Below are 21,761 nucleotides of genomic sequence, written 5' to 3'. Positions count from 1 at the left end.
AAACTATACACAAAAGGAGAGGGTTATGAAAACACGAACGAAAATTTCAGCAAGGCTTCTGGTGATCATGCTTGTTGCCACATTACTGCTTCCCTTTACATGGAATGTTCCGGTGGAAGCAGCCGAGACAAAACAGATCGATGTTTTGTTCAGCCATGATACACATTCGCATTTGAACAGCTTTTCAACCATCGTAGATGGAGAACAAAAAGAGGTTGGCGGATTTGCAAGGATCAAAACCCTGATTGATGAAAAGAAGCAGGAAGATCCGGACACCCTGGTGCTGGATGGCGGTGATTTTTCCATGGGAACCCTGATCCAGACCGTATACGATACGGAGGCGGCAGAGCTTCGAATGCTGGGATGTCTGGGGTATGATGTGACGACTTTGGGGAATCATGAATATGATTATCGTTCAAAGGGACTGGCAAATATGCTGGAGGCTGCGAAGGATTCCGGTGAGACAGTACCGGCATTGGTGGTATGCAATGTGGACTGGGACAGCATGGAGCAGTCCGGATTAAGTGATGGACAGAAATTGATCCGATCAGCATTTGAAACCTACGGTGTGAAGGATTATGTGGTAGTTCAAAAGGGAGATGTAAAGGCTGCAGTAGTCGGTGTGTTCGGTAAGGATGCCCTGGAATGTGCACCGACCTGTGAATTAAAGTTCAAGGATCCGGTTGAGGCCGTAAAACAGACGGTAGAAGAGATCAGAAAAAATGAAAAAGTGGATATGATCGCCTGTGTGTCCCATGGAGGAACCTGGGAGGATGAGAACAAATCGGAGGATGAGATCCTTGCAAAAGAGGTGCCGGATATCGATCTGATCATCAGCGGACATACGCACTCAGAGCTGAAAGAGGCAATTCAGCATGGGAACACATATATCGTATCCTGCGGTGAATACGGAAGAAATCTGGGATCACTTTCCCTGACACAGAAGCAGGACGGACGGTGGGAGCTGACATCCTATGAGCTGATCCCTGTTTCTGAGGAGGTAAAACCGGACCAGGCGACACAGGAACAGATCGATGCCCTGATGGATACGGTGGATAAGAATTATCTTGCCGATTTTGGCTATACAAGAGAAGAGGTTCTTGCTGAAAATGATGTTGAATTCAACAGTCTGGAAGAAATGGGCACGATACACGAAGAGTTGAATCTTGGTGATATCATATCCGATGCATACATATATGCAGTGGAGAATTCCGAGTATTATGATGGTGATCCGGTTGATGTAGCCGTTGTTCCAAGCGGAACCGTGCGGGATACATACACAAAGGGCGATATCACAGTAGAGGATGTTTTTAATTCCTTTTCACTGGGGATCGGAAAGGACGGTGTTGCCGGATATCCGCTGATCAGTGCATACCTGACCGGAAAGGAGCTGAAGCTGGCAGCGGAGGTGGACGCTTCTGTATCGGATTTTATGACAACGGCAAGGTTATATTGCAGTGGGTTGAATTTTGCATACAATCCACATCGGATGATCCTGAATAAGGTGACAGATTGTTATCTCACCAGGGCAGACGGAGAGCGGATCGAGATCCAGGATGACAAACTGTATCATGTTGTGACAGATCTGTATACCGGCCAGATGCTTGGTTCTGTGACGAAAATGTCCTATGGACTGCTGTCTCTTGAACCGAAGGACAGGGATGGGAATCCCATTGAAAATCTGGAAGATCAGGCGATCATGGAGGGTGACAGGGAATTAAAGGCCTGGGATGCGATCGCAAGATATATGCAGTCCTTTGAGGATACAGACGGCGACGGAATTGCCAATGTGCCGGAATATTATGAGACGACACATGGACGTAAGGTTGTGGAGGACAGCAGAAATATCATTGATCTGGTGAAGCAGCCGAATAAGTTTTCGGCAATGATCGCAGGTATTTGTCTGATCTTTATAGTGATCATTGTGCTTGTGGTATTTCTGATCCGAAGGATGATCCGCAGGATCAAAGTCAGAAAAGGAAAGAAAAATTCAAAATAAATATACGGCTGAGAAGAAAGCTGTCGCTTTAGCGGTTAATAGATTGCAAAGCGACAGCTTTTATTTGAGATGAATTGCAATTTCTTTTGTAAAATTGTAGAATGAAAGAGCTTATGAAAAAGAGTCATGAAAGAGAGAATCGGGAAATGAATGATAAAATCGCAGTCTGTCTTGGAAAGGGCGGACAGAGAGATATGGCGGAAGCTTTTTGCAGGAAGACCGGAGCACAGCTCCAGGATAAGCCGGGAGATTTTCTGACGGTGCGGTTTGATTCCAGGGGCGTTTCGCTGTCCGGTTTCGGGCTGACCTATCAGGGGGATTTTGTGGAGACGATGCTTCACAGAGTTACCAGAGGCAGACTTCAGCATGAGATGCTGGTGAAGGCGGTGAAGTCAGATAAGGAGGGCAGGAAGGCCATCGATGCTACGGCAGGAATGGGTGAGGATGCCTTTCTTTTGGCAGCCCAGGGCTATGAAGTGACGCTGTACGAGCAGAATCCGGTAATCGCAGTCCTTCTTAAAGATGCCATTCGCCGTGCCAGGAAAAATATGGATCTGAAAGATATTGCCGGTCGTATGAAGGTGATCGAGGGAAACAGTGTAGAAGGTATGTCAAAGCTTCTTGATCCTGTAGACGTGATCTATCTGGATCCCATGTTTCCGGCAAGACAGAAATCCAGCCTGATCAACAAGAAACTTCAATTGATCCAGAAGCTGGAACCACCGTGTTCCGGGGAAAAGGATCTTTTTGATGCAGCTATCAGAGCAAATCCGGATAAGATCATCGTCAAGCGTCCGTTGAAAAGTGAATGTCTTGCCGGCCGGGAGCCGTCTTATACATTGAAGGGGAAGGCAATACGATATGACTGCTATGTATTATAAAGTCAGACACTATCAATACAAAAATCGAATCGGAAACCTTAAGGCTGAAGCTGTAGGCGTGGTAAGCGGGGAAAAACATTTCCCTATATTTCCGGGAAATATGATCTTCAAGCCACTGACGAAATCCAAACCATTTTCCACGCCACTGTATGCTTATGCAGAGGTATTCTGGTCAATGATCATTAATGAATATTTCATGCCTGCGCCCAGATATGAACTGGCCATTTGTGAAGGGTATGAGGCAGCAAATGAAAAATATCTTGACTACGGAACGACAGTACCCATGGCATATAAAGAAGGGGAAAACCTTTTGAATCTTCTGGAATTTTTTCGGAAATATCCGGATGAAAAGGTGGATATAGATAATTATGTAAACTATTGCCAGATGTTTTATGATTATAGAGATATTTTTGAGGCTGATTTTTTTCAGGAGCATCAGGAAATGGCGGAACAGCTTGCCATGCAGGTACTGATCTCTGTCCTGAAAGGAGACCAGAATTATCATTATGAAAATATAGCATTTCTCTGTGATAAAGATGGCGTGATCATAAGTCTTGCCCCTATGATCGATCATGAATTTTCTACGTATTTTATGTTTCCGGACGATATTTCCCGTCATGTGTACTGGCTGATGGAATTAAGCAAATCCATCCGCGGATGGGAAGTCCGTCCTGGGGAATATGATAATTTCAAAGATCCGGAAGAACGGAAACTAATGGAAAAAAGTGCCACCTGTATTCATAAAAATCTCCTCTATATAAAAGAACATTATCCGCAGACAACGGAAGAATTTCTGGATAAAGCAGAAAAACTGAAAACAGCATTGACGGAAGCTTCAGAGGATTTTCTGATCCGGGGAAATACGGAATACCCGGACTGTGCGGATTCCAGTGCCTGGCTGATCGGAAAAGCCCGATACAAGGACAAAGATGAAGAGAAAGCCAGCGCTTATGAGGCGGAATTATACGGAAAGGGGAAAAAGCTTGATTTTCGGGACGTAAGTATCAGTGCAATAAATGAAATAAAAGCTGTGATCAGTCAGATGGAAGAAGTTTTGAGAAAGAGAGAATAAACAAATGGAACAAACAAAAACAATATTAAAAAAAACCTGGGTGGTGGCAGCGCTTGCCTGCGTCTGCTGTCTTCTCTGGGGGAGTGCGATCCCGCTGATCAAGACAGGATACCGTCTGATGCAGATGGATTCTGCAGATACGGCAAGTCAGATCGTTTTTGCAGGAGTGCGTTTTGCACTGGCAGGAATCCTTGTACTGATCTTTGCATCTTTGCGTGAGCGCAAGGTTCTGCTTCCCGATCGGACTGTTTTGAAATATGCGGTGCCGGTATGTATGGCTCAGACGGTATGTCAGTATTTCTTCTTTTATATAGGTGTGGCACATACCTCCGGTGTAAAAGGCGCTATTATCACAGGTCTTGGGAATTTTATTGCGATCCTGCTGTCCTGCCTTGTTTTTCACAAGGAAAAAATGACCGGGCGAAAGATGCTTGGCTGTATCCTGGGTTTTGCAGGCGTGGTCGTGATCAATCTTATGGGAAATTCTCTGGATGCAGGTTTTAGGATTACAGGAGAAGGATTTATTCTGATCGCGCAGTTTTCTTACGGAATGTCCACGGTGCTGATCAATATTTTTTCCAGAAAGATATCTCCGGTGGTACTCAGCGGAACGCAGTTTACCATGGGCGGGATCATTCTGTTCCTGATCGGAAAAGGGATGGGAGGACATCTCGGAAGCGTAAATGCTGCCGGTATCGGGATTATCTTTTATCTGGCAATGGTGTCTGCGGTGGCCTATACACTGTGGTCAGTGCTGCTTGCCTGGAACGATGTATCCAGGGTAGCGATCTTTGGCTTTGTAAATCCTTTGTTCAGTGTGATCCTGTCTGCATTGGTTCTGGGAGAGGTACGTCAGGCATTTAATATGGGAAGTCTCATCGCATTGTTTCTTGTCTGTGTGGGAATTTATGTGGTAAATCAAAAAAAATCTTCATAAGTGGTATTGCAGTTATTGTTCCCAGGCAATATTTTTTGAAGTGTGTTACTGAGAACGGAGCGAACAGTAACGGTCGCAGAATGAACAGTAACGATGCCGGAGCTCCGAAATTGATTTCAATACGGCATTGTGTTAAAATAGTTCCATAAAAAATGTGAACATATAAATCCGTGCCGGAATAACTGCAGGATCCGGAAGCAGATCCTGCACCGGACAGATAAGGAGGAAAAATATGGAATTTCAGAAACTGATCGAAGAGAGAAGAACCATCCGTAAATACAGCCCGGAGAGCAGGATCACAAAAGAAGATCTTCTTGCAGTGATCCGGGCAGCTCAGGAAGCACCCAGCTGGAAAAATTCCCAGACCGGAAGATATTATTGTGTAATGTCCGAAGAGATGGTGGAGAAGGTCAGCAGAGAATGTCTGCCGGAAATGAACCAGGCAAAAGCAGAGAATGCCTCCCTGATCGTTACAACCTTTGTACATAACCATGCCGGATTTCAGAAAGACGGAACACCGGATAATGAGCTCGGAAACGGCTGGGGTTGCTATGATCTGGGACTTCAGAACGAGAATCTTATCCTGAAGGCAAAGGAGCTTGGATATGGAACCCTGATCATGGGACTTCGTGCCGGAGACAAACTCCGTGAGATCCTTTCCATTCCGGAAACAGAAACGGTAGTGGCAGTGATCGCCATCGGAAAAGCAGCCGAAGAGCCTGCAAGACCGAAACGTAAAGATGTGGAAGATATTGTGAGATTCTATTAAATAATAGAAGAAATGTCCGGTACATATCAAAATGTTCGGGCATTTTTTAACAGAAATTAAAGAGCAAAATGGTCTAAAAAGGATTGCCTGAAGGAATGAATTCTGTTATCCTGTAAGAAAACAGCTGTAACAACATGGAAGGATTTTGGAAAGCAGAGTTTGGGAGAAAAAAAGCAATACAGTAGGGAGGTTTTTAACCAATATGCAGATCATACATGAAAATGAATACGAAGAAACCATGAAAAATATCGTAACGCCATATCTTCTGTCACACAGAAGGGAACTTTATGTACCAGGTGCGGATTATCCGTTTCGTAACGAAAGCAAACGGATCACAGGTAAGATCCATATGCTGCAGTATCTGTCTGATATTGATATGCCTAAAGGTGTGGTAGTCATCAGCCACGGATTCACAGAATCAGCAGTGAAATATGATGAAGTGGCTTATTATTTTCTTAAGGAAGGCTATCATGTATATATTCCGGAGCATTGCGGTCATGGCCGTAGCTATCGCCTTACCGCAGACCCGTCTCTGGTCCACATCGATACATGGAGAAGATATATCCGTGATTTTCTGAAAGCATGCCGCTACATAAAGAAAGCACATCCGGATCTGTCACTTAACCTGTATGCACATTCCATGGGTGGTGCCATCGGTGGTATTGCTGCAGCCTGGGAGCCGGATTGGTTTCACAAGGTGATCCTTTCTTCTCCGATGATCCGTCCTCTTACAGATAATGTTCCGTGGCCGGCAGCCACCGGCATAGCTCTGGAGAAATGCATTTTCGGAAAAGATGAGGAATATGTAGCTGGCCGAAAGCCTTACGATGGCAGCGGTTCTTTTGAGACAAGCTCCGCAACATCAAAACCAAGATACGAGCGATACAAAAATCTCCGTGCAGAACATAAGGAGCTCCAGACCTGGTCTCCATCCTACGGCTGGCTCTGGGCTTCTGCGGAAATGAGCTGGTATCTGCGTCTCTACGGATGGAAAAAATATACGGCACCAATGCTGCTCATCCAGGCCCAGACGGAAGATCTGGTGTCTGTCCGTGCCCTGAAAAATTTTGCCGGAAAGATCAATCGCCAGGGAAAAACAAGCTGTGATTATATCCATATGATCGGAACAAAGCATGAGATCTATGGAAGCAGAGGTAAGATCCTGGAGAAATACTGGGGATATATATTTACATTCCTGGACGATACGGAAAATGATATTGATCACAGATAAGTATTTTTACTACAGGTATATCACATATTTAACAACAGGATTGGCAGCTTTTATTCACTTTCTTTCTTTATCATAGTAAAATTATAAAGCTTTTCTCTTATACATTCGACAAAAAATGTGATATAATCTAACGAATCGTCTTTTTGTACAGACAAACGTACAATCCAAAAAGACAAAATTAAATAAGGGAAGGATTATAGAATGTTATCTGTTATTGAATCAGTGAATGCTGCTGTAAACAATTTTATCTGGGGCGTTCCTGCGATGATCTGTATTATTGGTGTAGGTCTTTATTTAAGTATCCGCACGAATTTTCTCCAGATTCGGAAATTTCCCTATGCCATCAGGGTTACTATCGGACGTATGCTTCGGAAAAGAGAAGCTTCCGATGGAAGTCTGACACCGTTTCAGGCTGTTTGTACGGCGTTAGCTGCTACCGTGGGAACGGGAAATATTGCAGGTGTGGCAGGTGCTATTGCCATCGGAGGACCGGGAGCCGTATTCTGGATGTGGATTTCCGCACTTCTTGGAATGTGTACAAAGTTTTCAGAAGTAACACTTGCGGTACATTTCCGCGAAACCAATGCCAATGGAGATCTGGTTGGAGGACCAATGTATTACATTAAGAATGGTCTAAAAAAACACTGGCACTGGCTGGCATATCTGTTTTCCGCTTTTGGTGTGCTTACTGTTTTCGGAACCGGAAATGCAACCCAGGTTAATACCATTACAACAGCTATTGATTCTGCACTGATCAATTACAATGTGATCGCTGCAGACAATACTTCTACGGTAAACCTTGTTATGGGGATCATCCTTGCGATTCTTGTGGCAATGATCCTGCTTGGCGGAATCAAAAGGATCGGCCAGGTTACAGAAAAGCTGGTACCGTTTATGGCATTGTTTTATATTATTCTTGCCGTCGGTGTAATTATCATCAACTGGAAAAATGTTCCGGGTGTTTTCAGCGCTATCATCAGAGGCGCATTTAATCCGGCATCTGTGACAGGCGGCGTAGTAGGAAGCTTTTTCATGAGTATGAAAAAAGGTGTTTCCAGAGGTATTTTTTCCAATGAGGCAGGTCTTGGTACCGGTTCCATCGCACATGCCTGTGCAGACACCAGAAAACCTGTAAAACAGGGATTTTTCGGGATCTTTGAGGTATTCACGGACACGATCGTGATCTGTACGCTGACAGCGCTTGTCATCCTCTGCAGCGGGGTGCCGGTTGGTTATGGCGCAGCAGCAGGAGCGGAGCTTACCATCAGCGGTTTTACCAGTACATACGGAAACTGGGTTTCCATCTTTACAGCAGTTGCCATGTGCTGCTTCGCATTTTCCACTATCATTGGATGGGGACTTTACGGAGCCAGATGTGCGGAGTTTCTTTTTAAGGAAAAAGCTATCAGGCCTTTTATGGTACTGTATTCTCTGGTAGCGATCATCGGCGCAACTGTTGATCTCGGACTTCTCTGGAGTATCGCAGAGACCTTCAACGGTCTGATGGCGATCCCTAACCTGATCGCAGTATTCCTGCTTTCCGGTGTGGTTGTAAAGCTTGTGAAGGAGTACTTCGCCGGAGAAGGAAAGAACGCCTGAAGGAGTTTTTGAAAAAAAAACTTGACTATCAAAACAAACAGAGTTAGAATTAGTTTAGCTCATTAAAGAGTTAACACATAACAGAAGTAAATTCCATGAAGGGAATCAGTAAAGACAGAGGAACCGTCTTCAGAGAGCTGTGACTGGTGTGATGCAGCGTCGGAACTGCCTTGAATATCATCCCTGAGAAGGAAAGCCGAAAGTTTCAGACAAGTAAGTAGGTTTTCACGGGTGCTTCCCGTTACAGAAGTCGCGTATGCCGGTACGTTGCAGAATCGTGCTTGTTTCAATGGAGAAACAGGGTGGTTGCGGAATTTTATATCCGTCCCTGAAAGGGGACGGATTTTTTTTATCCAAAAACATTTTAAACCACGGGGTAAGGATCTGAAACCGGAAAAATATACAAAAGGGGAAAGAGTATGAAAGTGTACAAAAAACTCATGAACGCACTTGCAGCAGTAGAAAAAATCGTACTGGTCATTTCCACACTGCTGATCCTTGTGCTGACTGTGGGAAATGTATTTTCCCGTAAGGTCATCCATCGCTCATGGTCTTTTACAGAAGAGCTTGTTGTAGCGGTGTTTGTTCTCATCACACTTCTGGCAGCAGCACTTGCCTGCCGTGAAAAGGGAGGACTGGTAAGTCTGACACTGGTTACGGACCGTCTTCCGAAAAAACTGGAAAAACCATCTGTGATCCTGATCACGGTCCTGTGCATTGTTTTTTCCGCAATTTTATTTAAGTATGGAATGGACAAAGTTCTTACACAGCTGGCAAACGGCAAGAGAACTTTCGTACTGAACTGGCCGGAGTGGATCTTCTGGTCCTTCGTGCCGATCGGAGCAGGCTGTATGATCCTTCATTTTATTGAGTACTGCCTGGACTTCTGCCTGAAAAAAGATGATGAAAAGGAGGACAAATAAATGATCAGTGCAATCTTATTTATCTCCTTCTTTGTTTTCCTGATCCTGGGACTTCCCATTGCAATCTGCTTAGGTCTGTCATCTGTATGTGCCATCCTTTATTCCGGCACATCTCTGACGATCGTAGCTACAAATATGTACTCCGGAATCAGTAAATTCCTGCTTCTTGCTATCCCGTTCTTTGTTCTGTCCGGAAACATTATGGCAAAAGCCGGTATTTCAAAACGACTGATCAACTTCGTAGATACCTGCGTAGGACATAAAAAGGGCGGTATCGCCATTGTATGTGTTATCGTAGCCTGCTTCTTCGGAGCGATCTCCGGTTCCGGTCCTGCAACTGTTGCGGCACTTGGAGCAGTTCTGATCCCGGCTATGGTTGAGCAGGGCGGTTTCTCCGCACCGTTTTCCACGGCATTGATGGCAACTTCCAGTTCCATCGCCATTGTCATACCGCCGAGTATCGCATTCGTTGTATATGCTTCCATCACAGGCGTATCTATTGCAGATATGTTTATGGCTGGTATCGTTCCGGGACTTCTGATGGGTGTTGCTCTTGTGATCATCGTTATGATCGAGGCAAAGAAACATAAAATTCAGCCATCCCGTGAAAAAGCTTCCGCAAAAGAGCGCTGGGATACATTTAAAGATGCATTCTGGGGATTCCTGATGCCGGTTATCATCCTTGGAGGAATTTACGGTGGTATCTTTACACCAACTGAAGCTGCAGCCGTATCTGTTGTTTACGGTCTGTTTGTTGGTATGGTGATCTACCGTGAGGTTAAGCTCAAAGATCTGTTTGACATTCTTGTGGATTCTGCAAAGACAACCGGTGGAATCATGCTGATCGTAGCGAGTGCTTCTCTGTTCTCTTTTGTATGTACCAAGTTTGGTATTGCAAATGCGGCATCTGAACTTCTTGCCAGCATTGCACATAATCAGTTTACCTTCCTTCTGATCGTAAACATCATTTTCCTGATCGCAGGATGCTTCATTGATGCAAACTCTGCGATGTACATTTTTGTACCGATCATGCTTCCGGTATGTAAGGCTCTGGGCTATGATGTGGTAGCATTCGGTGTTATGGCAACAGTTAACCTTGCGATCGGACAGGTAACACCTCCGGTAGGTGTAAACCTTTTTGTTGCCATCAGTATCAAGATCAAAAAAGGTCTGGAGGTTACTCTTCAGCAGATATCCAGAGCAGTTATGCCGATGATCGCTGCATCCGTTGCAGTTCTTCTGATCATCACTTATATTCCGGCTGTTTCCACAGCTCTTCCGAAGGCTCTTGCAAAAGAGGGCTCCTATACAGGAGACCAGTCTTCTGACACAGAAAGCCAGAGTTCCAAGGATTCCGGGGACGGAAGTGATTCCTTTAATACCATCGCTGATTACAGTGATCTTGACTGGCCGGAGATGACTTGGAACTTTGCATGCTCTACAACCGAAACAAGTACCTGGGCTGACGGAGGACGTAAGTTTGGTGAGCTTATGGAAAAAGCAACCGGCGGAAAAGTCAAGGTTAATATTTATGCAGCAGATCAGCTGACAAACGGAAATCAGTCCGAGGGAATCCAGGCACTGATGAACGGAGATCCGGTACAGATCTCCATGCATTCCAATCTGATCTATTCTGCATTTGACCCGAGATTCAATGTAGTATCCCTGCCGTTTATCTATGATTCCTACGATGACGCAGATGCAAAATTTGACGGTGAGGCCGGAGAAAAGCTGAAAGAGATCCTTGGTGAGTACGGACTTCATTGTATGGGAATCGCAGAGAACGGTTTCCGTGAGCTGACAAACAGCAAGCATGAAGTAAAAACAGTAGACGACATGAAGAACCTGAAGGTTCGTGTGGCCGGTTCCAATCTTCTCATGGAATGCTATAAGAGATGGGGGGCAGATGCCACAAATATGAACTGGTCCGAGACCTACACAGCACTTCAGCAGAATACGGTAGAGGGTGAGGAGAACCCGCTGCCTGCGATCGACGCAGCCAGTGTACAGGAGGTACAGCCGTACTGCTCTATGTGGGATGCGATCTATGACTGTCTGTTCTTCTGTATCAACCAGGATATCTATGACAGCTTGACACCGGAACAGCAGCAGGTTGTTGATGAGGCAGGCCAGAAGGCTGTTGAGTATGAGCGTTATATCAACCGTTCCGGCGATGAGGAGATCATGAGCCGCTGGGAGAAGAGCAACGGTGTGACTTTTACGAAGAAAGAGGATATGGATATCGATTCCTTCAAGAAAGCAGTAGACGGAATCGACGACTGGTTTGTAAATGAGCTTAAGAGTGCAGGCTATGACGATGCACAGGATCTTGTAGATCTGTTTACAGAGGATTCGGTAGATACCGTGGAGGATTACAGTGATCTGAACTGGCCTGAGACAACCTGGAACTTTGCATGCTCCACAACAGAGACAAGCACCTGGGCTGACGGAGGACGTAAGTTCGGTGAACTCATGGAAAAGGCTACCGGAGGAAAGGTCAAGGTTAACATTTACGCAGCGGATCAGCTGACAAACGGAAATCAGTCCGAGGGAATCCAGGCATTGATGAACGGAGACCCGGTACAGATCTCCATGCATTCCAATCTGATCTATTCTGCATTTGATCCACGCTTCAATGTGGTATCCCTGCCGTTCATCTATGATTCCTATGATGATGCAGATGCGAAGTTTGACGGAGAGGCTGGAGATAAGCTGAAGGAAATCCTTAACGGCTACGGACTCCACTGCATGGGTATTGCAGAGAACGGATTCCGTGAATTGACAAACAGCAAGCATGAGGTAAAATCTGTAGATGATATGAAGAATCTGAAGGTTCGTGTAGCCGGCTCTAATCTTCTTATGGAGTGTTATAAGAGATGGGGGGCAGATGCCACAAATATGAATTGGTCCGAGACCTACACGGCACTTCAGCAGAATACGGTAGAGGGCGAGGAGAATCCGTTGCCCGCCATCGATGCAGCCAGTGTACAGGAGGTACAGCCATATTGCTCCATGTGGGATGCAATCTATGATTGCCTGTTCTTCTGCATCAACCAGGATATTTATGATGCGCTGACACCGGAGCAGCAGGCTGTTGTTGACGAGTGTGGTCAGAAGGCTGTTGAATATGAGCGTTACATCAACCGCTCCAGTGATGATGAGATCAAAGCACGCTGGGCAGACAAAAACGGTGTGACCTTCACAGAGAAAAAGGACATGGATATCGACTCCTTTAAGAAAGCAGTAGACGGTGTAGATGACTGGTTCGTTCAGGAATTGAAAAAACAGGGCTATGATGATGGTCAGGATCTGGTAGATCTGTTTACAAAGTAATCTTCATATATGTTTATAAAAAAATAAAATAGCCGGAAAGAGGCAGTTCTGAGAGGATTTTTCAGGACCGCCTCTTTTCTTTGCGGAAAAAAGATTATATACTGATAGCAGTCCGGTATTTGTCGGGCAGGAGATTGTTGAAATATGGCTGGAACATAAGTAAAGGAAGAAATATGATAAAGATCGATCTGATAACCGGATTTCTCGGATCCGGAAAGACAACATTTATAAAAAAATATGCCTCCTATCTTCTGAAAAAAGGCATGAACATCGGGATCCTGGAAAATGATTTCGGGGCAGTGAATGTGGATATGATGCTGCTTCAGGATCTGATGGGTGACAACTGTGAGTTGGAGATGGTTTCTGGCGGTTGTGATGCGGACTGTCACAGACGTCGATTTAAGACAAAACTGATCGCCATGGGAATGTGCGGTTATGACCGTGTGATCGTGGAACCATCCGGAATCTTTGATGTGGATGAGTTTTTTGACGCCCTCCATGAGGAACCACTGGATAAGTGGTATGAGATCGGAAATGTGATCGCTATTGTGGATGCCAAGCTTGCGGAGGATTTTTCTGCGGAAGCGGATTATCTGCTGGCTTCTGAGGTGGCAGATGCAGGTTGCGTACTTCTGAGCAGGAGTCAGGAAGCTACAGAGGAAGAGATCCACAGCACAAAGGAACATCTCAACCGTGCACTTGGTCAGATCCAGTGTAAGCGCCGTCTGGACAGCGAAATCATGGATAAAAACTGGGATGATTTTACAGACGAAGATTTGGAAAAGATCTTGAACTGCAGGTATGTGGCAGAAGATTATGTGAAAGAATCCTATGCAGAAGGCGGTGGATTTGATTCCCTGTTTTTTATGAATGTTCATAAGAGCGAAGAGGAACTTCGGGAAACAGCAGAAAAGATCTTGAACGACCCGTCCTGCGGAGATGTTTTCCGCGTAAAAGGTTTTCTTAAGAAAGAAGACGGACAGTGGCTGGAGCTGAATGCCACCCGCCATGAGATCTGCATCCGGCCAGCAAAGCTGGGACAGGCGATCATGATCGTTATTGGGGAGAAACTGAATAAAGAGGTAATTGATGGATACTGGAAATAATACTGCAGAAAAAACAGCACCGGAGAGATATGTCTCAGAGAAGGCATTTGAAGAGCTGCCAGATACATTTCAGAAGCTTGCAGAGCTGCTTGGAGAAGATCAGTTTGAACTGGTGGCAGTGAATGATGAGAAAGGCCCGCAGGATCAGAAAGCAGCTTCAGAGAGTGCTTTTTCGGAAGCAATTGCGGAAAAGTCCGATGACAATATATACAAAGTGGATTCTTATGTAAAAAACGGAGAAATCCGCCTTGTGTATCTTATGAATGATGCGGTAGAAAGCTTTCTTGTTTTTGGAAATGCCCGTATGACAGGTGTATACAAACCGGATTACGAGGGCGAGATCCTGGCAGATTTAAGCCGGCAGGGCAGAGAATATATCCTTGTGGTTCACCAGGATGATTCGGTGGTGACTTTGTTTTTTGAAACCCTGTCTCTGGAAAAATATCTCTACGATTACAGCCGGATCGGTCATTTCTGGATAGAAGGGTATGAATATTTACGGCAGCTGGAATATCGCCTGGCAATCCTCCGCGACAAATATGATTATATAGGCGGGGACAGCTGCAACGCTCTGGAGGAGAAGCTTTCTGTACTGGTGGAATTTCCGCCATTGAATTACTGCTGTTATCCGTCTGTTCCGGAAAAGTATATTGTTCCCAGGGAAAATCCGTGGATTCCCTCGGAAAAGGCAATTGAGGTAATGGGAGAGATCGCAAGGCAGGCAGGAGACCGTACCTTTGTCAGGTGGCTTGAAATTTACCGGAAACTTCCGTTTAAATGGGTAGCACGGAAACTGGCAGGAATGCTTCACCGTACAAAACACATTCAGGTAACGATGTGCCTTTCCGAAAAGCTGAGGGAAGCGTCATCAAGATATGGGGATCGGTCTTTTGGAAAAGAAGCTGACGAAGAAATTAAAGTTCTTACGGAAAAAGCCAGTGCAAAGCAGGCAGAGCTGAAAAAGCAGGGCATCGGATCCGAAGTATTCAGAGAAGAACCGTTTACCATTGCCAGAGATTCTCTGGGATTTAAGGTTTATCTCATGAAATGGAACAAAGGAAGAAAAGACTGTACCGTTGAAATTGAAGAAATATGACGAAATATATATATATCCGCAGAGAATATCTGTGAAGTGTTTTTGCCCGGCAGGGATTGCTTTTTTAAAAACACTGGGGTATAATTTAATGGAAAGAGTTAAGAACAGCCCTTTGATAAGAAAGGAGATTTTTAAAATGAAAGTAACACATATTACAGATATCGATAAATTTTTTGAGGTAATTGACAGCTGCAAAGGCAGAGTAGAGCTTGTAACAGGAGAGGGAGACAGACTGAACCTGAAATCCAAGCTTTCCCAGTATGTATCTCTTGCAAACATCTTTTCCGCCGGGGAAATTCCGGAACTTGAGATCGTTGCAGCAGAGAAAGAGGATATCGACAAGCTTATGAACTTTATGATCAACGGCTGATAGGAAGAACGATTTTCAGGGATGTGAGCTTTTCACATCCCTCTATTAATCTGAATATAAAGCAGAATATGAATGTCTGTTTTGTAAAAATGGATATAATGACAGCGGATACAGAAATAGATAGTTTTTCTCTGTCATCATGATCATAACAGGATACAACCAGGGGGTATAATACTTCCTGGTCAAACTACGTTAAAAGGAGTGTATACAAAATGGTTAAAATTGATATTATCTCCGGTTTCCTTGGCGCCGGAAAAACAACTCTGATCAAAAAGCTTCTGAAGGACGGATTTCAGGGTGAGCAGGTAGTTCTGATCGAGAACGAGTTCGGTGAGATCGGTATTGACGGCGGATTTCTGAAAGAGGCTGGGATCCAGATCCGTGAGATGAATTCCGGATGTATCTGCTGCTCTCTGGTAGGAGATTTTGGAACATCCCTGAAAGAGGTTGTTACCAAATACAATCCGGACAGGATCCTGATCGAGCCATCAGGAGTTGGTAAGCTTTCTGACGTTATCAAGGCTGTACAGGGTGTTCAGGACGAGGTTGACATTAAACTGAACAGCTATACAACTGTTGTTGATGCAAAAAAATGCAAAATGTATATGAAGAACTTCGGTGAGTTCTTTGATAACCAGATCCAGTATGCAGGTGCCATCATCATGAGCCGTACCGATATTGCAAGTGAGAAAAAGGTTCAGGAGTCTCTGGAGCTTCTCCGTAGCCTGAATAAGGATGCTGCTATCATCACGACTCCGATTGAGAATCTTGACGGTAAGAAACTGGTAGAGGTTATGGAGCATCCGGTATCCCTGGAGCAGGAGATGCTTGAGGAAGAGCATGAGCATCATCACCACGACGGAGAGTGTGGCTGCGGACATGATCATGAAGAACATGAGCATCATCACCACCATGACGGAGAGTGTGGCTGCGGACATGATCATGAAGAGCATGAGCATCACCATCACCACGACGGAGAGTGCGGCTGCGGCCATGATCATGAAGAGCATGAGCATCACCATCACCACGACGGAGAGTGTGGCTGTGGACATGACCACCACCATCATCATGCAGATGAGGTCTTCACAAGTTGGGGCCGTGAGACTATTAAAAAATATACACGTGAGGGACTTGAGAAGATCCTTGAGGCACTTTCCGAGTCTGATAAATACGGTATCATCCTCCGTGCAAAGGGAATGCTTCCGGCAGAAGACGGAACATGGATCTATTTTGATATGGTTCCGGAAGAAACTGAGATCCGTGAGGGTGCACCGGAATATACAGGCCGTCTGTGCGTGATCGGTTCTAAGCTTGACGAGCATGCACTGGAGGAGCTTTTCGGGATCGCATAAAGCATATGATAAAATAAATGTCCGTTTTGACGCAAAGCCAAAGCGGAATACAGATATAGATTGTTACAGAAAGGAAACAGATACTGTACATTAAATTGTACAGTATCTGACAGGATGGATTTATGGAAGAGACCAGAGTACCCGTTTATCTGATCACAGGTTTTCTGGAAAGCGGCAAGACCTCTTTCCTGAGCTTTACCCTGCAGCAGGATTACTTTCAGATCGATGGAAAAACACTGCTGATCCTTTGCGAAGAGGGTGAGGAAGAATATGATGAGGAAGCACTGAAACAGTGCAATACCGTTGTGGAGAGCATTGACAGTGAGGAAGAGCTTACACCGGAACGACTTGCGGCAATGGAGATCCTGCATCAGCCGGAGCGGGTGATCATTGAGTATAATGGCATGTGGCTGGTAAGTAAATTCGAAGAAATGGAAAAACCGGAAGGCTGGGGCGTGGAGCAGCATATCACCTGTGTGGATGCAAGCACATTCCAGGTCTATATGGCGAATATGAAGTCCCTTTTTATGGACATGGTCCGCAATGCGGATATGGTTATCTTTAACCGCTGCCAGGAGAACGATCCGCTTCCTTCTTACAGAAGAAGCATCAAGGTGGTGAACCAGCGTGCGGAGATCATCTTTGAGGATGAAGAGGGCGAGCTTGGTGATCTTTTTGAGGATGAGATGCCATTTGATATTGATGCGCCGGTGATCGATATCCTTCCGGAGGATTATGGTATCTGGTTTGTGGATTCCATGGATCATCCGGACCGCTATGTCGGAAAAACCGTTCACTTTAAAGCACGTGCCCTGAAGCCGCGTGGAATGGGAAGCAAATTCTTTGTTCCCGGAAGAACAGCCATGACATGCTGTGCAGATGATACCACATTCCTTGGTTACATCTGCAAGAGCGCTTTTGCTCCGAAGATCGCAGAAGGCCAGTGGGTGGATGTTACTGCGAAGGTTGCGTTTGAGAAGAGAATGGAATATCAGGGAGAGGGAATCGTACTTTACGCAGAGCATGTGGAAGTTTGTGAGCCACTTGCTGATGAGATGGTATATTTCAACTGATACGATCAGAGCATTTGTATGTCTTAAGGCATAAGAAGGCCTGGCGTTGAAACAGGTAGATTACAGCTGAGGAGTTTTTATGTATTTAATTGCAGGTTTGGGAAATCCGGGAAAGCAGTATGAGGCTACACGCCACAACATGGGCTTTGACACCGTTGACTGTCTTGTGGAGAAGCATAATATCCCGCAGGGTGGCGTAAAATTTAATGCTATGTATGGAAAAGGTATCATCGGCGGTGAAAAAGCTATTCTGATGAAACCGCTTTCCTATATGAATTTAAGCGGCGGTCCGATCCAGGAGATGTCCGGCTATTTCAAGATCGATCCGGAGACAGAGCTGATCGTGATCTACGATGATATCGATCTGGAGCCTGGGCAGCTTCGTATCCGCAAAAAGGGCAGTGCGGGCGGACATAACGGGATCAAGGATATCATCCGCCGCCTTGGAACTGAAAAATTTATCCGCATCCGTGTTGGTGTCGGTGCAAAACCGAAAGACTGGGATCTGGCAGATTTTGTGCTGGGTCATTTTTCGGACAGTGACCGCAAGCTTGTGGATGAAGGGATCAATGATGCGGCAGAGGCTGTGGAGATGATCCTGTCCGAGGGCGTAGATGCGGCGATGAATAAATATAACAGGAAAAAGCCTAAGAATTGAGGTTTGTATGGAAGCATTTTTGCATCCTCTGCAGGGTCTTGCAGAGTTTGAGGGAATAAAAAAGCGCTGTGGCGCAAACTGCGGAATTCTTAATGTTTCCGGATGCATGGAGTCCCAGAAGGTCCATCTGATGTATGGACTTTCCGGGCTTTTTCCATATCATCTGATCCTTGCGGATGATGAGCGCAACGCAAAGGAAATCTATGAGGATTACCGATTCTATGACAAAAATGTATATTTTTATCCGGCAAAGGATCTTCTGTTTTTTCAGGCAGATATTCACGGAAATCTTCTGATCCGGCAGCGGATGCGTGTGATCCGGGCACTTCTGGAACAGGAAGAAGTGACCGTTGTTACCAGCATTGACGGATGTATGGATTTCCTGATGCCGCTGGAAAAGATCAGAAGCAGACTTCTTCATTTTAAAAGTGACAGTGTGATCGATCTGGATCAGCTGAAGGAAGAGCTGGTAGAGCTGGGGTATGAACGCACTGGTCAGGTAGAGCTTCCGGGGCAGTTTTCTGTGCGTGGAGGAATCATTGATATCTATCCGCTGACAGAGGATAATCCCTGGCGTATCGAACTGTGGGATGATGAGGTGGATTCTATCCGGAGCTTTGATGCGGAAAGTCAGAGATCTCTGGAAAATGTAGATGAAATTACGATTTATCCGGCCGCAGAAAAGATGGACGGAGAAGATATGGTATCCTTTCTGGAGTATTTTCCGGAAGAAAAAACACTGGTATTTCTGGATGAACTGAACCACCTGGCAGAAAACGGCGAGGGTGTGGAGGAAGAGTACCGTCAGAGTCGTATGCACAGAGAGGAAAAAGGCGAGGCAAATCTTCCGGAGCAGTGGCTATGTGGCTTTCAGGAACTGCAGAAGAAGCTGAACAGACGGAATTGTGTGGCTGTATCCGCACTTTCTCCCAGACGTTCCGGATGGAAGATCAATGAGGAATTTGATCTTACGGTGAAGTCTGTAGATTCTTATAACAGCAGCTTTGAACTTCTGGTAAAGGATCTCCTTCAGTATAAGAGTCAGGGATACCGGATCGCATTGCTCTCCGGTTCCAGGACCAGGGCGGAGCGTCTGGCAAAGGATCTTTCAGAGGAAGGACTGAATGCTTTTTACAGCCAGGACATGGATCGTATCATCAGTCCCGGGGAGATCATGGTGGTCTATGGTCACGCAAGACGTGGCTTCCAGTATCCGCTGATCAAATTTGCAGTGATGACGGAAACCGATATTTTCGGCAAAGAGCAGAAAAAGCGCAAAAAAAAGAAAAAGTACAGCGGAAACAGGATCCAGGATTTTGCAGAGCTTTCCATTGGTGATCTTGTTGTTCATGAAAAGCACGGACTGGGTATTTACCGTGGAATCGAAAAGGTAGAGGTTGACCGTGTTGTGAAGGATTACATCAAGATCGAATACCGGGGCGGCAGTAATCTCTATATCCTGGCAACCCAGCTGGATGCTTTGCAGAAATATTCCGGATCCTCCGAAAATGCAAAAACGCCCAAGCTGAACAAGCTTGGCGGTCAGGAGTGGAATAAGACCAAGAGCCGTGTTAAGGGTGCGGTAAAAAATATCGCAAAAGAGCTGGTAGAGCTTTATGCAGTACGCCAGGAGAAAGAGGGGTATGTCTGCGGACCGGATACCGTATGGCAGAAGGAATTTGAGGAGATGTTTCCCTATGAGGAGACAGAGGATCAGCTGGCAGCCATTGAGGATACCAAGAGAGATATGGAAAGCACCAGGATCATGGATCGTCTTGTGTGTGGTGACGTTGGTTACGGAAAGACGGAGGTGGCTTTAAGAGCTGCGTTTAAGGCAGTACAGGAAAGCCGGCAGGTGGTTTATCTGGTCCCTACCACCATTCTTGCCCAGCAGCATTACAATACCTTTGTACAGCGTATGAAAGAATTTCCGGTGAAGGTGGAGCTTCTCTGCCGTTTCCGGACATCTGCCCAGCAGAAAAAGACCATCGAAGGGATCAAAAAGGGGCAGGTAGATATTGTGATCGGCACCCACAGAGTTCTTTCAAAAGATGTGGAATTTAAAAATCTTGGACTTCTGATCATTGATGAGGAGCAGCGCTTCGGTGTTACTCACAAGGAGAAGATCAAGCAGATGAAAAAAGATGTGGATGTACTGACGCTGACGGCAACGCCGATTCCGAGAACTCTTCATATGAGTCTCATCGGTATCCGTGATATGAGCGTTCTGGAAGAGCCGCCGATGGATCGTGTGCCGATCCAGACATACGTTATGGAGTATGATGAGGAGACTGTCCGGGAAGCCATCCGCAGGGAGCTTCGCCGGGGTGGACAGGTGTATTACGTATATAATCGAGTCAATGACATTGCCGAAGTAGCCCTTCGGATATCCAGACTTGTGCCGGAGGCCAGAGTGGATTTTGCACATGGACAGATGAGTCAGAGGGAACTGGAGCAGGTAATGTATGATTTTATCAACGGAGATGTGGATGTGCTGGTTTCTACCACCATCATTGAAACAGGACTGGATATTTCCAACGTAAACACCATGATCATCCATGATTCGGACAGATATGGCCTTTCCCAGCTTTATCAGCTACGTGGGCGTGTAGGACGTTCCAACAGGACTGCTTATGCATTCCTGATGTATACCAAAAACAAGATGCTCCAGGAGACCGCGGAGAAACGGCTCAGCGCCATGAGGGAGTATTCAGACCTTGGAAGCGGTTTTAAGATAGCTATGAAGGATCTGGAGCTTCGTGGAGCAGGAAATCTTCTTGGTGCTCAGCAGCACGGGCATATGAACGCAGTTGGTTATGACCTTTACTGCAAGATGCTCAGTGAGGCTGTCAAGGAGGCAAAGGGAATCCGGACTATGGATGATTTTGAGACGACCATTGATCTTAACATTGATGCGTTTATTCCGGATTCCTATATCAGTAACGAGTTCCAGAAGCTGGATATTTATAAGCGTATTGCCGGTATTGAAAGCCAGCAGGAGTATGACGATATGCTGGAGGAGCTGATCGACCGTTTTGGAGAGCCGACAAAAGCTGTGCTGAACCTTCTCGCCATTGCAAGGCTGAAGGCTCTTGCCCATCAAGGATATGTGACGGAGATCAAGCAGATTGGAAAAGATGTCCGGATCACGCTCTATGAAAAGGCCAAGCTGGATCCTGCAGGTATCCCGGCTATTATGGCGCAGTACAGGAGAGGTTTGCAGTTTAAGGCTGATCATGAGCCGAAATTTATCCTGACACCACAGGGAAGGCTGATCGAAGAGCTGATGAAGTTTGCGGGGGAGCTGGCAAAACTGGCAGAGCCACTGGAGTAAAGGGAAGAATCAGGCAGGCTCGGGGTTA

Annotated in this window: 16 protein-coding genes and 1 other annotated feature; all 16 genes read left to right on the top strand. The window is 45.7% G+C overall.

Annotated features, from left to right (window positions below):
• The first annotated feature begins 25 nt into the window (after window positions 1-25).
• On the top strand, window positions 26-1,999 hold the full coding sequence (locus EYS05_RS04420; RefSeq protein ID WP_138276687.1) for a bifunctional metallophosphatase/5'-nucleotidase: 1,974 nt from the start codon (window positions 26-28) through the stop codon (window positions 1,997-1,999).
• A 146-nt stretch (window positions 2,000-2,145) separates the two neighbouring features.
• Entirely contained in the window at window positions 2,146-2,880 is a 735-nt protein-coding gene (locus EYS05_RS04415) for a class I SAM-dependent methyltransferase (RefSeq protein ID WP_118625318.1), read from the top strand.
• Complete coding sequence (locus EYS05_RS17590) at window positions 2,861-3,952, top strand: hypothetical protein (RefSeq protein WP_227752339.1); 1,092 nt, start codon at window positions 2,861-2,863, stop codon at window positions 3,950-3,952. Before EYS05_RS04415 ends, EYS05_RS17590 begins: the two co-directional genes overlap by 20 nt.
• A 4-nt stretch (window positions 3,953-3,956) precedes the next feature.
• Window positions 3,957-4,889: a DMT family transporter gene (locus EYS05_RS04405; protein WP_118062300.1), complete on the top strand. Its 933-nt coding sequence runs from the start codon at window positions 3,957-3,959 to the stop codon at window positions 4,887-4,889.
• A 232-nt stretch (window positions 4,890-5,121) separates the two neighbouring features.
• Entirely contained in the window at window positions 5,122-5,658 is a 537-nt protein-coding gene (locus EYS05_RS04400) for a nitroreductase family protein (protein WP_092072068.1), read from the top strand.
• A 202-nt stretch (window positions 5,659-5,860) separates the two neighbouring features.
• A complete protein-coding gene (locus tag EYS05_RS04395) occupies window positions 5,861-6,889 on the top strand; it encodes an alpha/beta fold hydrolase (RefSeq protein ID WP_015525502.1) in 1,029 nt (342 codons plus the stop codon).
• A gap of 201 nt (window positions 6,890-7,090) precedes the next feature.
• Window positions 7,091-8,488 carry an alanine/glycine:cation symporter family protein gene (locus EYS05_RS04390; protein ID WP_110102704.1) on the top strand — a complete coding sequence of 466 codons (1,398 nt, stop codon included), beginning with the start codon at window positions 7,091-7,093 and terminating at the stop codon, window positions 8,486-8,488.
• A gap of 86 nt (window positions 8,489-8,574) precedes the next feature.
• Window positions 8,575-8,821: a binding site (T-box leader), on the top strand.
• Between the two features lie 86 nt (window positions 8,822-8,907).
• The gene (locus tag EYS05_RS04385) at window positions 8,908-9,411 is read left to right on the top strand and encodes a TRAP transporter small permease (RefSeq protein WP_118514171.1); all 504 of its coding nucleotides are present in this window, start codon (window positions 8,908-8,910) and stop codon (window positions 9,409-9,411) included.
• Complete coding sequence (locus tag EYS05_RS04380) at window positions 9,412-12,744, top strand: TRAP transporter large permease subunit (RefSeq protein WP_138276686.1); 3,333 nt, start codon at window positions 9,412-9,414, stop codon at window positions 12,742-12,744. It begins immediately after the preceding gene.
• Between the two features lie 173 nt (window positions 12,745-12,917).
• Window positions 12,918-13,850, top strand: coding sequence for a GTP-binding protein (locus EYS05_RS04375; protein WP_138276685.1), 933 nt, complete (start codon window positions 12,918-12,920; stop codon window positions 13,848-13,850).
• Entirely contained in the window at window positions 13,834-14,946 is a 1,113-nt protein-coding gene (locus EYS05_RS04370; protein ID WP_138276684.1) for a DUF3878 family protein, read from the top strand. Before EYS05_RS04375 ends, EYS05_RS04370 begins: the two co-directional genes overlap by 17 nt.
• Window positions 14,947-15,082: 136 nt before the next feature.
• The gene (locus EYS05_RS04365; RefSeq protein WP_015525508.1) at window positions 15,083-15,316 is read left to right on the top strand and encodes a hypothetical protein; all 234 of its coding nucleotides are present in this window, start codon (window positions 15,083-15,085) and stop codon (window positions 15,314-15,316) included.
• A gap of 212 nt (window positions 15,317-15,528) precedes the next feature.
• Window positions 15,529-16,668, top strand: a complete 1,140-nt coding sequence (locus EYS05_RS04360; protein WP_138276683.1) for a CobW family GTP-binding protein — start codon at window positions 15,529-15,531, stop codon at window positions 16,666-16,668.
• Between the two features lie 122 nt (window positions 16,669-16,790).
• On the top strand, window positions 16,791-17,741 hold the full coding sequence (locus EYS05_RS04355) for a TIGR03943 family putative permease subunit (RefSeq protein WP_021651300.1): 951 nt from the start codon (window positions 16,791-16,793) through the stop codon (window positions 17,739-17,741).
• 79 nt (window positions 17,742-17,820) lie between these two features.
• Window positions 17,821-18,399, top strand: coding sequence for an aminoacyl-tRNA hydrolase (pth, locus tag EYS05_RS04350; protein ID WP_015525511.1), 579 nt, complete (start codon window positions 17,821-17,823; stop codon window positions 18,397-18,399).
• Window positions 18,400-18,406: 7 nt separating this feature from the next.
• The gene (gene mfd / locus EYS05_RS04345) at window positions 18,407-21,733 is read left to right on the top strand and encodes a transcription-repair coupling factor (protein ID WP_138276682.1); all 3,327 of its coding nucleotides are present in this window, start codon (window positions 18,407-18,409) and stop codon (window positions 21,731-21,733) included.
• Window positions 21,734-21,761 lie beyond the last annotated feature (28 nt).

It is taken from the genome of Blautia sp. SC05B48 (assembly GCF_005848555.1).
Lineage (GTDB): Bacteria > Bacillota > Clostridia > Lachnospirales > Lachnospiraceae > Blautia_A.
Note: the sequence above shows the minus strand (reverse complement) of the source record. Positions and strands in the feature narration are given on the sequence as shown.